Source organism: Paracoccus sp. SM22M-07, from assembly GCF_001887735.1.
Lineage (GTDB): Bacteria > Pseudomonadota > Alphaproteobacteria > Rhodobacterales > Rhodobacteraceae > Paracoccus.
Genome location: NZ_JPKW01000003.1, coordinates 201,644 through 214,945, shown reverse-complemented (window position 1 = coordinate 214,945; position 13,302 = coordinate 201,644). Strand labels below are relative to the sequence as shown.

Sequence of the window (13,302 nt, the reverse complement as noted above, 5' to 3'; positions counted from 1 at the left end):
GCGACCAGATCGAATGGCGGAAAACAGTGACAAAACCGTGAGCGCCGAGGGCCTGGCCCAGATTGCAAGCAAGGCGGCCAAGGGTGGCCTGCCGCCCGTGCATCTGTGGAACCCGCCCTATTGCGGGGAGATGGACCTGGTGATCCGTACGGACGGCACCTGGATCCATGACGGCACGCCCATCGGGCGACAGGCGATGGTGCGGCTTTTTTCGACCATCCTGAAGCGTGAGGGCGACAAGTTCTTTCTGGTCACGCCGGTCGAAAAACTGGGCATCACCGTCGAGGACGCCCCCTTCATCGCCACGGATGCCGATGTCGATCCCGACCGGATCACCTTTACCACCAATATGGGCGACCAGGTCGTGGCGGGGCCCGAACACGCCATCATCATGCGCGGCGACGTGCATGAGCCGCGCCCCTATGTCCATATCCGCGCGGGCCTTGAGGCGCTGATCGACCGCAAGACCTTCTATCGGCTGGCTGCCGCGGCCGATCCCGGCCCCGACGGGCGCGTCGGCGTCACGTCGCAGGGCGCCTTTTTCGCATTGGAGCCCTGATGCCGCGCTTTGCCGCCAATCTGACACGGATGTTCACAGAACTGCAGATGTTCGACCGTTTCGCGGCGGCGGCCGAGGCGGGTTTCGCCGGGGTCGAGATCCTGTTCCCCTATGACCTTGCGGCCCCGCAGATGTACCGCGCCGCCGTCAAGGCCGGGGTCGAGATCGTGCTGATCAACGCCCCGCCCCCGAACTGGGCCGGAGGTCCGCGGGGATTTGCGGCGATTCCGGGCAATGAAACGCGGTTCCGCCACGATTTCGAACGCAGCCTGCGCGTGGCCGAGGCGTTGCGCGCGCGCCATGTCCACATCATGGCCGGCAAGGCCGCAGGCGCCTTGGCCATGCCGACCTATGTCGAAAACCTGAAATGGGCAGCCCAACGCGCGCCGCATACCAGCCTGACGATCGAGCCGCTGAACCAGACCGACCATCCGGGCTATTTCCTGTCAGGCTATGACATGGCCGCGGAGGTGATCGACCGGGTGGGGGCGCCCAATGTCGGGCTGCAACTGGATACCTATCACGCGCAGATCATCACGGGCGACATGCAGGGCGTCTGGTCGAAACACGCATCCCTGGTGCGGCACATCCAGATCGCCGGCCATCCCGGACGGCACGAGCCCGATATCGGCACGCTGGACCACAGCGGATTCTTTCGTGACCTGGACGCCAAGGGCTATCGTGGATGGGTCAGCGCCGAGTACGAACCCGCCCGGACCACGGTTTCGGGCCTTGATTGGCTGCGGCGTGCAGGTCAGCCTTGACAGTCCGCGTGATAATTTCCAACGATCAGGGGAACTTGCACAAGGGCTGCGCCGTTCAATGATCGACGCGCCGATATGCAGGGACAAAATCAGGCACTCGGCGCCTGCAACAAGGGGAACACCATGAATTCGATCATCTATATTGTCGGCCTTATTGTCGTCGTCCTGTTCATCCTGTCCTTCCTGGGCCTGCGCTGATACATCTTTGAACGACGCGGGGCAGCCGTTTCGACTGCGGCCCTGACGCCACGAAAGCGGAACCTCTGCCCCTTGGGCGGGGGTTTCGATCATTTGCGGGCTAGCCTTTGGACGCTGCATCGGGTAGGGCAGCCGCGAACGTTAAAGAAGGCCGCCATGGATATCCGCAACATCGCCATCATCGCCCACGTCGACCACGGCAAGACCACGCTGGTGGACCAGCTGCTGCGGCAGTCCGGCTCTTTCCGCGAAAACCAGGCCGTTGCCGAACGGGCAATGGACAGCAACGACATCGAACGTGAACGCGGCATCACCATTCTTGCGAAGGCAACTTCGGTCGAATGGAAGGGAACCCGCATCAACATCGTCGACACGCCCGGCCACGCCGATTTCGGCGGAGAGGTCGAACGCATCCTCTCGATGGTGGACGGGGTCTGCCTGCTGGTCGATGCCGCCGAAGGTCCGATGCCGCAGACGAAATTCGTCACCTCGAAGGCTCTGGCCCTTGGCCTGCGCCCGATCGTGGTGCTGAACAAGGTGGACAAGCCCGCCGCAGAGCCCGAAGACGCGCTGAACGACGTCTTCGACCTGTTCGCCAACCTTGGCGCCAATGACGAACAGCTGGACTTCCCGCATGTCTATGCCTCGGGCATCGGCGGTTGGGCCGACACCACGCTGGACGGCGATCGCCAGAACATGGACGCGCTGTTCGACCTGATCCTGAAGCATGTCGATCCCCCCAAGCAGATCAGCCGCGCGGAAGAGCCCTTCCAGATGCTGGCGACCACGCTTGGCGCCGACAACTTCCTGGGCCGCCTGCTGACCGGCCGTGTCGAGGCCGGCACCGCCCGCGCCGGCGACACGCTGAAGGCGCTGTCGCGCGACGGCGAACGGATCGAGCAGTTCCGCATCAGCAAGATCCTGGCCTTCCGCGGCCTGACCCAGACCCCGATCGACCTGGCCGAGGCCGGCGACATTGTCACCATCGCGGGCATGGCCAAGGCGACCGTCGCCGACACGCTCTGCGCCCCCGAGGTCGAGACCGCCCTGCCCGCGCAGCCGATCGATCCCCCGACCATCAGCGTCACCTTCGGCATCAACGACAGCCCCCTTGCCGGCAAGGAAGGCAAGAAGGTCCAGTCGCGCGTCATCCGTGAACGCCTGATGAAGGAAGCCGAGGTCAATGTCGCGATCAAGGTCGAGGACACGCCCGGCGGCGATGCCTTCGTCGTGTCGGGTCGTGGCGAATTGCAGATGGGCGTTCTGATCGAGAACATGCGCCGCGAAGGCTTCGAGCTGTCGATCAGCCGTCCGCGCGTCATCTTCCGCGAGGAAGACGGCGTCCGCCTGGAGCCGATCGAAGAAGCCATCATCGATGTCGACGACGAATATACCGGCGTCGTGATCGAAAAGCTGACCGGCGAACGCCGCGGCGACCTGGTCGAGATGCGCCCCGCAGGCGTCGGCAAGACCCGCATCGTGGCCCATGTGCCCTCGCGCGGTCTGATCGGCTATCAGGGCGAATTCATGACCGACACGCGCGGCAACGGCGTGCTGAACCGCATCTTCCACAGCTGGGCCCCGCACAAGGGTTCGATCCAGGGTCGCCGTCAGGGCGTGCTGATCAGCATGGAAAACGGCGTTTCGGTGTCCTATGCGCTGTGGAAGCTGGAAGATCGCGGCAAGTTCTTCATCGGTGCCCAGGAAGAACTCTACCAGGGTATGATCATCGGCGAACACAGCCGCGACAACGACCTGGAAGTGAACCCGCTGAAGGGCAAGCAGCTGACCAACGTCCGCGCTTCGGGCACGGACGAAGCCGTGCGCCTGACGCCCCCTGTCCGCCTGTCGCTGGAAGAGGCCATCGCCTATATCAACGACGACGAATTGGTCGAGGTCACGCCCAAGAACGTCCGTCTGCGCAAGCGCCATCTGGACCCCCACGAGCGCAAGCGCGCGTCCCGTTCGGACGCCTGATCGCCACCGCATGAACGATTGGTTCCCGAAGCACGTCTTCGGGAACTTTTTTTATGGCGACGGCTTGTCGACAGGATGACCTTGGGTATGCACAACCTGTGGCAACGATGAAGCAGATAAAATCTTCATCCAAATGAAAGCATTGGACCATTGATTGTTTGGTTGCCAATTTGGTTCCATTTGGGTCAGATGGGGACGTACCCTGTTTCGCACTGTTTTTGTACCGTCATTCGACTCACCAATCAGTCCGACCGGATCCATCTCAATGGAAAATGCGATGTCCACACCCGAAAACGCCCGCGTCCATGAACGCGCGGTCACCGCGACCCTGCGGCTGATCGAGGCTTCGCAGTCGCAAATTCCCGCATTGCAGGACGTGGCCAATGCGATGGAGGTGCCGCTGGACCGTCTGCGGGCGATCTATGCGGACGAAACGGCGCTGTTGTCATCGGTGGTGGAACAGGCCTGCATGGTCCTGATGGACCGCTGCACCCGCGCGGTAGTGCGCGTCGACCCCGACGATCCGATGGAGCAGTGCAATGCCCTGATCTATGCCTATCTGTCATGGGTCGTGGAATACCCGTCGCAATTCCGCCTGATGTCGGATCAGCGGCTGTTGAACATGCGCGAACATCCCGACCTGCGCCGTTATCAGGAATCGATCAACGATCTGGCCATGCGGATGATGCAGCGCGCCCATGCCAAGGGACAGCTGCACCCCAAGGAAGATATCGCGGCGCTGGTCTTGACGGGACGGTGCTTCGTCTATGGCACCGCGCGGATGATCGTGGACGGCCGCCTTGAGGATCTGGCGCAGGATGCCGACCCGATGCTGGTGGCCCAGAAGATCGTCAACGACTATATCCGCCGCATCGCCCGCGGCTCTCAGCCCAGGTCAGGCCGGGGCGGCTGACGTGACAGTTTAACCCCTTTCGAACGACCGGACCATGCGGTATCCCCAAGGCAACCTGGGAATGACGAAAGACACGACGTGACCGATTACATCATCAAAGATATCGCGCTGGCCGAGTACGGCCGCAAGGAACTGGACATCGCCGAGATCGAGATGCCGGGCCTGATGGCCCTGCTGGAGGAATACGGCGACAGCAAGCCGCTGAAGGGTGCCCGCATTGTCGGCAGCCTTCACATGACCATCCAGACGGCCGTCCTGATCGAGACGCTGGTCGGACTTGGCGCCGATGTGCGTTGGGCGTCGTGCAACATCTATTCGACCCAGGATCATGCGGCCGCCGCCATCGCAGCAGCCGGCATCCCGGTCTTTGCGATCAAGGGACAGAGCCTGGAAGAGCATTGGGATTACCTGGACCGGTCCTTCCAGTTCCCCGAAGGCCCGAACCTGATCCTGGATGATGGCGGCGACGCGACGCTTTACGTGCTGCTGGGCGCCCGGGCCGAAGCCGGCGAGGACATCATTCCCGTCCCGCAATCGGATGAGGAAGCCGTCATCAAGGCGCAGATCGCCAAGCGGATGGAACAATCGCCGGGCTGGTTCACCAAGATCCGCGACCAGATCCTGGGCGTGTCCGAGGAAACGACGACCGGCGTTCATCGCCTCTATGATCTGCAGAAGAAGGGCCAGCTGCCCTTCCCCGCGATCAACGTGAACGACAGCGTCACCAAGTCGAAATTCGACAACAAATACGGCTGCAAGGAATCGCTGGTCGACGGCATTCGTCGCGCCACGGACGTGATGATGGCCGGCAAGGTCGCCGTCGTCTGCGGTTACGGCGATGTCGGCAAGGGCTGCGCCGCCAGCCTGGTCGGGGCCGGTGCCCGCGTGAAGGTGACCGAGGTCGACCCGATCTGCGCCCTGCAGGCCGCCATGGATGGGTTCGAGGTCGTGACGCTGGAAGACGTGGCCGACAGCGCCGACATCTTCGTCACCACCACCGGCAACCGCGACGTGATCCGGCTTGAGCATATGCGCGTCATGAAGAACATGGCGATCGTCGGCAATATCGGCCATTTCGACAATGAAATCCAGGTCGCAAGCCTGCGCAACCACAAATGGACCAACATCAAGGACCAGGTGGACATGATCGAGATGCCCTCGGGCAACCGCATCATCCTGCTGAGCCAAGGCCGCCTTTTGAACCTTGGCAACGCCACCGGTCACCCGTCCTTCGTGATGTCGGCCAGCTTCACAAACCAGGTTTTGGCGCAGATCGAGCTGTGGACCAAGCATGACGAATACCAACCCGGCGTCTACATCCTGCCCAAGGCGCTGGATGAAAAGGTGGCGCGTCTGCATCTTGAGAAGGTGGGCGCCAAGCTTTCGACGCTTTCGAAGGAACAGGCCGATTACATCGGCGTGACGCCTGAAGGCCCGTTCAAATCCGACCATTACCGGTATTGATCCCATGACAGAATATTCGCTGTTTACCTCCGAGTCCGTCTCGGAGGGGCATCCCGACAAGATTGCCGACCAGATTTCGGACGCCATCCTGGATGCCATCCTGACCGAAGACGCACGCGCCCGCGTCGCTTGCGAAACGATGGTGAAGACCGGCGTCGCCATCATCTCGGGTGAAATCACCACCAGCGCATGGGTAGATCTGGAATCCATCGTGCGCGGCGTGATCAACGATATCGGGTACAATTCCTCCGATGTGGGCTTTGACGGCGCGACCTGCTCGGTCATCAATATCATCGGCAAGCAATCGCCCGAGATCAACCAGGGCGTCGATCGCGCCAGCCTGGAAGAACAGGGCGCGGGCGATCAGGGCCTGATGTTCGGCTATGCCAGCGACGAAACCGACGTGCTGATGCCCGCCCCCATCACCTATGCCCACCGCTTGGTGGAACGTCAGTCCAAGGTCCGCCGCGACGGGTCGCTGTCCTGGCTGCGTCCCGATGCCAAATCGCAGGTCACGCTGCGCTATGGCGCCGACGGTCGTCCCGAAGGGATCGACGCGGTGGTGCTGTCGACCCAGCACAACCCCGAGATCAGCCTGGCCGACCTGCGCGAGGCCGTGATCGAGGAGATCATCAAGCCGGTCCTGCCCGCCGAATGGCTGTCGGGGGATACCAAGTATTTCATCAACCCGACGGGCAAATTCGTCATCGGCGGTCCCGTCGGTGATTGCGGCCTGACGGGGCGCAAGATCATCGTCGACAGCTATGGCGGCATGGCGCGTCACGGCGGCGGGGCGTTTTCCGGCAAGGACCCGTCCAAGGTCGACCGCTCGGCGGCCTACGCAGGTCGTTGGGTTGCCAAGAACATCGTGGCCGCCGGTCTTGCCAAGCGCTGCGAGATCCAGGTCAGCTATGCCATCGGCGTGGCGGAGCCGACCTCGATCAGCATCAACTGCTTTGGGACGGAAACGGTGCCCGCCGACAAGATCGTCGCAGCCGTGCGCGAGGTGTTCGACCTGCGTCCCTTCGCGATCATCCGCGAGCTGGACCTGCTGCATCCGATCTATCGTCCCACGGCCAGCTATGGCCATTTCGGACGCGATCCCTATGTGCTGGCAGGCGCGACCGCATTCAGCTGGGAGCGGACCGACCGCGCCGAGGCGTTGAAGGCCGCGCTGACCTGATACCAGAAAGGCCGCCCAACCGGGCGGCCTTTTCAGTCGGAATGCCTAGTAGGCCATCACGCCCCAGTATTTCGTGCCGCTGATCGGCTTGCCGTCATTGGCCAGCAGAAATCCCGACACCACGCGGATCAGCCCCCATACCGCCAGAAAAGCCCAGACCAGAAAACCGATCCCGACCATCATGGTCACCATCCCGATCACCGCCAGCAGCAGGCTGATCCAGAAGGTGCGGATCTGGAACCGCAGATGCGTGTCCAGGACCGCGTTCTTACCACGCGACAGATAGGCATAGACGACCCCTGCCAGCGTCGTCAGGGCCACCAGATACCCCACCGCGTAAAGGCCATAGATGATCTTGGCGGGCATCAGGTCATTGGTGGTGTGGGTGTCTGGCGTCATGTCGGGGCCCTTTGATCAGGAATACAGCTTGCGCGCCCGATCTTCGAAGGCGCGGATGATGCGCGACATCGCCTCGTTGAAGACGACGCCGATCAATCTTTGCAGGATGGCGTTCTTGAACTCGAAGTCCACGAAAAATTCGACATGGCAACCGCCTTCGGGACGATCCTTGAAGGTCCAGCCGCTGCGCATGTACTTGAACGGCCCGTCCAGATATTCGGTGTCGATCTTCAGGACGCCGTTTTCATCTTCGGGCCACAGGACCACGCGGCTGCCAAAGCGTTCACGAAAGACCTTGAAGCTGATGACCAGGTCGGCGGTGATCTCCTCGGCGCCGTCGGGCCGGGTGTCGCGCGTACGGATGCGCGCGGCGCTGTTCCAAGGCAGGAACTGGGGATAGGATTCAACATCGGCGACCAGATCATACATCTGGCGGGCGCTGTAAGGCAGATCTCGGCTGTCATGAGTTTTCGGCAAGGTATCGCTCTTGAGTTTCGTCGCGGCGTCTGTTTCGATTCGGAACAGGCATTAACAGGCAGGGCCCGCGATGAACAACATGATCTGGCTGATGCGCGCCGCGAAATGGGCACGACGGCCGCCAAGCGCCAAGATGGTCAAGCTGGTCTTTGCCATCATCGCTGCCGGTCTTGCCATGCTGCTGCTGGAAAAGATGGGCATGTGGCCCGAATGGGCCACAATGGATCAGGGTCGCGGCATGCGGGTCCCGCGTTAGTCCTTGCGGACCGGAACGGGTTCCTGGCGCGGTGCGCCCAGTTTCAGCGTGATCGCGAAGGCGGTCAGCAGACCCATGGCCATGAAGATCATCGTCATCCCGTTTTCCTTTCGTCCGGCCATTCAAGCCTAATCACAGATCGGTGGCACTGAAAGTGTCACATTGTCCCATCTGCCCGGTTTCGAAGCCGCGCATCAGCCAGGTCTGGCGTTGTTCGGCCGAGCCATGGGTAAAACTGTCGGGCATCGGGTTCCGCCCGGCATTGGACTGGATGACGTCGTCACCCACGGCCTCGGCTGCCTGCATCGCCTCTTGCATGTCCCCAACTTCCAGCGTGCCAAATCGTTCCTGCGCCTGACGCGCCCAGATGCCGGCATAGCAATCGGCCTGAAGTTCGGTCATGACCGAGAGGCGGTTCGACTCCGCTTCCGACCGACGGCCGCGTTCGTCGTTCACGGCGCCAAGCGTGCCGGTCAGGTTCTGGACATGGTGGCCGACCTCGTGGGCGATGACATAGGCGGCGGCGAAATCACCGCCCGCGCCCATGCGTTCCGCCATCAGGTCGAAGAAATCGGTATCCAGATAGACCTTCTGATCGCCGGGGCAATAGAACGGCCCCATGGCCGATGACGCGCCACCGCAGGCCGATTGCACGACGCCACGGAACATCACCAGCGTCGGTTCGACATAGGCGATGTCGGCCTGGTCGCGCAGGACGGGGGTCCAGACCTCCTCGGTATCGGCCAGGACGACGGACACGAACTGACCCATCTGTTCGTCACGCTCGCTCAGTTCGGTCTGCTGGCTGCCGCCATCCATGCCCTGCACCAGGGGCGACACGTCGATGCCGAAGAAATACCCGACGGCAAGCACCACCAGCGTTCCCGCGATGCCAATGCCGCCTGCCCGGCCCATGCCACGACGATCCTCGATGTTGCTGCTGCCCCGCCGTCCACGCCATTTCATTCGCTGTCTTCCCTGTGCTGGGGGTTGTTTCGCAGGCAACGCGCAGGGCCGCATCGGGTTTCACGTGGCCATCACAGGCCTGCGAACGCCCTCCAAGATGCTTGACCTTTCGCGCCCCCAAGGGGATGGACAGGCCAGACAGGGAAAAGGGAACGCGATGCTGCGCAAGCTATATGACTGGACGATGGGGCTGGCGGCGCACCGGCATGCCTCGGGCTGGCTTTTCGGGATCAGCTTCATCGAAAGCAGCTTCTTTCCCATCCCGCCCGATGTGCTGATGATCCCGATGGTGCTGGCGCGGCGTGCGCGCGCATGGGCCATCGCCACGATCGCCACCCTGGGGTCGGTCCTGGGCGCGCTGCTTGGATACTGGATCGGGGCCGCGCTGATGGATTCGGTCGGGCAATGGGTGCTGACCGTCTATGGCAAGGAAGACGCCTATGACCATCTGGCCCAGCAATTCGCGGCCTATGGGGGCTGGGCGGTGCTGTTCGCGGCGCTGACGCCCTTTCCCTTCAAGGTCATCACCATCTTTTCCGGCGCCGTGGGCATGTCCCTGCCGCTATTCATCCTGACGACCATCATCGGACGTGCCGCGCGCTTCTTCATCGTGGCGGGGCTGCTGTGGCGTTTCGGACCGCCGATCCGCGACTTCATCGAAAAGCGGCTTGGCCTTGTCTTCACCGTCTTCATGGTCTGCCTGATCGGCGGATTTGTCGCCTTGAGGTATCTATGACCGGTCGCGAACTTTCCTATCTGGCGGGCGCGGGTTCTGCCGCCCTGCTGATCGCAGCCCTTGGGTTCCAGGCCGCAGGCTATGCCCCGTGCGAGCTTTGCATCCTGCAGCGCTGGCCGCATGTCGCGGCGGTCATCATCGCCGCGCTGGTCTGGCTGACCGGCTGGACGCGGGCGCTGGCCGTGCTGGGAATGATCGCGGCTGGGATGGCCATGGGTTTCGCCATCTATCATGTCGGCGTCGAGATGACCTGGTGGAAGGGCCCCGCGCATTGTTCGGGCGGCGTGGCGGATTTCGCCCGCATGTCGGCCAGCGACCTGATGACCAAGCTGCAGGGCACCCCCGTCACCCGCTGCGACGAGGTCGCCTGGCGCTTCCTTGGGGTGTCGATGGCGGGGTGGAACGCGATCTGTTCGGCGGTTCTGGCCATCATCTGGGGCATGGCTGCGCGAAAGGCAGGAAATGCGGCCTGAACGGGCGTTTTCCTGACCCGGCAGGCGGGGGCGCGATTGCCCCCTGCACCTGCCTCGGCTATACCGGAACTCGACAAGATGTTGAGGAATACCCGTGGCCGACACCCCAGAAGACGATCTGCCCCAATCCCCCGAAAATGGTGACGACAACAGCACCGAAGCGCGCGTGGTGATGCACCATGACGGACCGGTCATCGACATCAGCGACGAGATGCGGACCTCGTATCTGGACTATGCCATGTCGGTCATCGTCAGCCGTGCGATCCCCGATCTGCGCGACGGGCTGAAGCCGGTTCACCGCCGCATCCTCTATGCGATGGATGAAAGCGGGAACACCCCGGACAAATCCTATCGCAAATCGGCCCGCCCGGTCGGCGACGTGATGGGTAAGTATCACCCCCATGGTGACAGTGCGATCTATGATGCGCTGGTGCGTCTGGCGCAGGATTTTTCCATGTCGCTGCCGCTGCTGGACGGCCAGGGCAATTTCGGCAGCATGGACGGCGACAGCGCGGCGGCCATGCGCTATACCGAAGTGCGCATGGACAAACCTGCCAGCTATCTGCTGATGGATATCGACAAGGACACCGTCGATTTCCAGGACAATTATGACGGCAAGGACCGCGAACCGACCGTCCTGCCCGCCCGCTTCCCCAACATGCTGGTCAACGGCGCAGGCGGCATTGCCGTCGGCATGGCCACGAACATTCCGCCCCACAACCTGGGCGAGGTGATCGACGCCACGCTGGAACTGATCGCGGACCCCGATCTGCCGACCGAGCGTCTGTTGGAGATCATCCCCGGCCCCGACTTTCCGACCGGCGCGACGATCCTGGGCCGGTCCGGGGCGCGCAAGGCCTATCTGGAAGGGCGCGGCAGCGTCATCATCCGCGCCAAGACCCATATCGAGGAACCGCGCAAGGACCGCTTTGCCATCGTCGTGGACGAAATCCCCTATCAGGTGAACAAGGCCACCTTGATCGAGAAGATCGCCGAACTGGCCAAGGAAAAGCGCGTCGAGGGCATTTCCAGCGTCCAGGACGAATCCGACCGCCAAGGTGTCCGCGTCGTGGTCGAGTTGAAGCGCGATGCGACCCCCGAGGTCGTGCTGAACCAGCTGTTCCGCTTTACCCAGCTGCAGACCACCTTCGGCTGCAACATGCTGGCGCTGAACGGCGGCAAGCCCGAGCAGCTGAAGCTGCGCGAATTTCTGACCTATTTCATCAGCTTCCGCGAGGAAGTTGTCGCGCGCCGCACCGCCTATGAGCTGCGCAAGGCCCGCGAACGCAGCCACGTTCTGTGCGGTCTAGCCGTCGCCGTCAGCAATGTCGACGAGGTCGTGGCCACGATCCGGTCATCGGCCGACGCCGCCGAGGCGCGCGAACGCCTGATGGAACGCCGATGGCCGGCCCATGACATCGTCGAATATCTGCGCCTGATCGACGATCCGCTGCACCCGGTCAACGAGGACGGCACCTACAACCTGTCCGAAACCCAGGCCCGCGCGATTTTGGACCTGCGCCTGCAGCGCCTGACCCAGATCGGCGTCAAGGAAGTCACGGACGAACTGCAGTCGCTGGCCGACAGCATCCGCGATTTCTTGGCGATCCTGGCATCGCGCGAACGCATCATGGAAATCATCAGCGACGAGCTGCGCGAGATTCGGGGCCTGTTCGCCGTTCCCCGCCGCACCGAGATCGTCGACTGGTCCGGCGACATGATGGACGAGGACCTGATCGAGCGTGAGGACATGGTCGTGACCATCACCTCGGGCGGTTACATCAAGCGCACCGCGCTGGCCGAATTCCGTGCGCAGCGCCGTGGCGGCAAGGGCCTGTCCGGCATGGCCACCAAGGAAGACGACGTGGTGACGACGCTGTTCGTGGCCAACACCCATACCGAACTGCTGTTCTTCACCACCGACGGGATGGTCTATCGCCTCAAGACCTGGCGTTTGCCGCTTGGCGGTCGCACCTCCAAGGGCAAGGCCATCGTCAACATCCTGCCGATCGAACCGGGCGTCTCCATCGCGGCGCTGCTGCCGATGGATGCCCCGGAAACCGAGTGGGAGAACTATCAGGTCATCTTCGCGACCGATCAGGGCGACGTGCGCCGCAACGCGCTGTCGGATTTCACCAACATCATGCGCAACGGCAAGATCGCGATGAAGCTGCCCGAGGGCGTGACGCTGATCGGCGTGCGTCTGGCGACCGAGCAGGATGACGTGATGATGTTCACCTCGTCAGGGCGGGCCATCCGCTTCCCGACCACCGCGGTGCGGGTCTTCCAGAGCCGCGCCTCAACCGGGGTGCGCGGGGTCCGGCTTGGCAAGGACGACAGCGTCGTCAGCATGTCCGTCATCCGCCACTTCGAGGCCGATCCGGCGGAACGTGCGGCCTATCTGAAGATGCGCCGTGCCGTCGCCGGTGCGCTGGATGACGGCGCCGAGGCTGACGATGACGAGGAGGCCGTGGCCGAGGGCAGCATCACCCAGGAACGCTATGCCCAGATGTCCGCGGCCGAGGATCTGATCCTGACCATCACCGCGAACGGTGCGGGCAAGATCAGCTCCAGCCATGATTACCCGGTGCGGGGTCGCGGGGGCCAGGGCGTGATGGCCATGGACCGTGCAATGCGGGGCGGTGCCATCGTGGCCAGCTTCCCGGTTGAAGGCGATGATCAGATCATGCTGGCCACATCGACCGGCCAGTCGATCCGCGTTCCGGTCGAAGGCATCAGCTTCCGGTCGCGATCGGCAGGCGGCGTGCGCGTCTTCAACACCAGCAGCGACGAAGTCGTCGTCTCGGTCGCCCGCATCGCCGAACAGGCCGATGCCGAAGCCCTGCCCGACGACACCCAGGACTGAACACAACACGCCCGCCCCTGACCGGGGCGGGCTTTTTTCAAATGGGCGGGAATGGCCTTGGATCAATCGAA

At 62.9% G+C, this 13,302-nt stretch carries 14 protein-coding genes; 11 read left to right on the top strand and 3 right to left on the bottom strand.

The features are described 5' to 3' along the window. Positions 1-13: 13 nt before the first annotated feature. The 7 genes from IE00_RS06115 (at position 14) to metK (ending at position 7,058) form a co-directional block, all read left to right on the top strand. Positions 14-559, top strand: coding sequence for a DUF1285 domain-containing protein (locus tag IE00_RS06115; RefSeq protein ID WP_072296199.1), 546 nt, complete (start codon positions 14-16; stop codon positions 557-559). Continuing rightward, positions 559-1,323 carry a hydroxypyruvate isomerase family protein gene (locus tag IE00_RS06110; RefSeq protein ID WP_072296198.1) on the top strand — a complete coding sequence of 255 codons (765 nt, stop codon included), beginning with the start codon at positions 559-561 and terminating at the stop codon, positions 1,321-1,323. The genes IE00_RS06115 and IE00_RS06110 overlap by 1 nt, the downstream gene beginning before the upstream one ends. 75 nt (positions 1,324-1,398) lie before the next feature. Then, positions 1,399-1,521, top strand: coding sequence for a hypothetical protein (locus tag IE00_RS20760; RefSeq protein WP_256374802.1), 123 nt, complete (start codon positions 1,399-1,401; stop codon positions 1,519-1,521). A 156-nt stretch (positions 1,522-1,677) separates the two neighbouring features. After that, positions 1,678-3,498: a translational GTPase TypA gene (gene typA / locus IE00_RS06105; protein ID WP_072296197.1), complete on the top strand. Its 1,821-nt coding sequence runs from the start codon at positions 1,678-1,680 to the stop codon at positions 3,496-3,498. Positions 3,499-3,775: 277 nt separating this feature from the next. Further along, complete coding sequence (locus tag IE00_RS06100) at positions 3,776-4,411, top strand: TetR-like C-terminal domain-containing protein (protein WP_170864093.1); 636 nt, start codon at positions 3,776-3,778, stop codon at positions 4,409-4,411. Between the two features lie 78 nt (positions 4,412-4,489). Continuing rightward, entirely contained in the window at positions 4,490-5,875 is a 1,386-nt protein-coding gene (gene ahcY, locus IE00_RS06095; protein ID WP_072296195.1) for an adenosylhomocysteinase, read from the top strand. A gap of 4 nt (positions 5,876-5,879) precedes the next feature. Continuing rightward, positions 5,880-7,058 carry a methionine adenosyltransferase gene (gene metK, locus IE00_RS06090; protein ID WP_072296194.1) on the top strand — a complete coding sequence of 393 codons (1,179 nt, stop codon included), beginning with the start codon at positions 5,880-5,882 and terminating at the stop codon, positions 7,056-7,058. Positions 7,059-7,103: 45 nt separating this feature from the next. Here metK and IE00_RS06085 read toward each other — a convergent pair whose 3' ends face one another. Continuing rightward, positions 7,104-7,457 (bottom strand): hypothetical protein, encoded by a 354-nt coding sequence (locus tag IE00_RS06085; RefSeq protein WP_083554110.1) that lies wholly within the window; start codon positions 7,455-7,457, stop codon positions 7,104-7,106. A 15-nt stretch (positions 7,458-7,472) separates the two neighbouring features. Beyond that, positions 7,473-7,934, bottom strand: coding sequence for a type II toxin-antitoxin system RatA family toxin (locus IE00_RS06080; protein ID WP_072296193.1), 462 nt, complete (start codon positions 7,932-7,934; stop codon positions 7,473-7,475). A 70-nt stretch (positions 7,935-8,004) separates the two neighbouring features. Between IE00_RS06080 and IE00_RS06075 the strand changes: the two genes are divergently transcribed. Then, positions 8,005-8,190, top strand: coding sequence for a hypothetical protein (locus IE00_RS06075; RefSeq protein WP_072296192.1), 186 nt, complete (start codon positions 8,005-8,007; stop codon positions 8,188-8,190). Between the two features lie 132 nt (positions 8,191-8,322). Here IE00_RS06075 and IE00_RS06070 read toward each other — a convergent pair whose 3' ends face one another. Next, complete coding sequence (locus IE00_RS06070) at positions 8,323-9,156, bottom strand: neutral zinc metallopeptidase (RefSeq protein WP_072296191.1); 834 nt, start codon at positions 9,154-9,156, stop codon at positions 8,323-8,325. A 157-nt stretch (positions 9,157-9,313) separates the two neighbouring features. On the opposite strand from IE00_RS06070, the gene IE00_RS06065 reads away from it, so the two are divergent. The 3 genes from IE00_RS06065 (at position 9,314) to gyrA (ending at position 13,231) form a co-directional block, all read left to right on the top strand. Further along, on the top strand, positions 9,314-9,892 hold the full coding sequence (locus IE00_RS06065) for a YqaA family protein (RefSeq protein ID WP_072296190.1): 579 nt from the start codon (positions 9,314-9,316) through the stop codon (positions 9,890-9,892). Then, the gene (locus IE00_RS06060; RefSeq protein WP_072296189.1) at positions 9,889-10,365 is read left to right on the top strand and encodes a disulfide bond formation protein B; all 477 of its coding nucleotides are present in this window, start codon (positions 9,889-9,891) and stop codon (positions 10,363-10,365) included. Before IE00_RS06065 ends, IE00_RS06060 begins: the two co-directional genes overlap by 4 nt. Before the next feature lie 172 nt (positions 10,366-10,537). After that, entirely contained in the window at positions 10,538-13,231 is a 2,694-nt protein-coding gene (gene gyrA, locus IE00_RS06055) for a DNA gyrase subunit A (protein ID WP_072296343.1), read from the top strand. Positions 13,232-13,302: the final 71 nt, after the last annotated feature.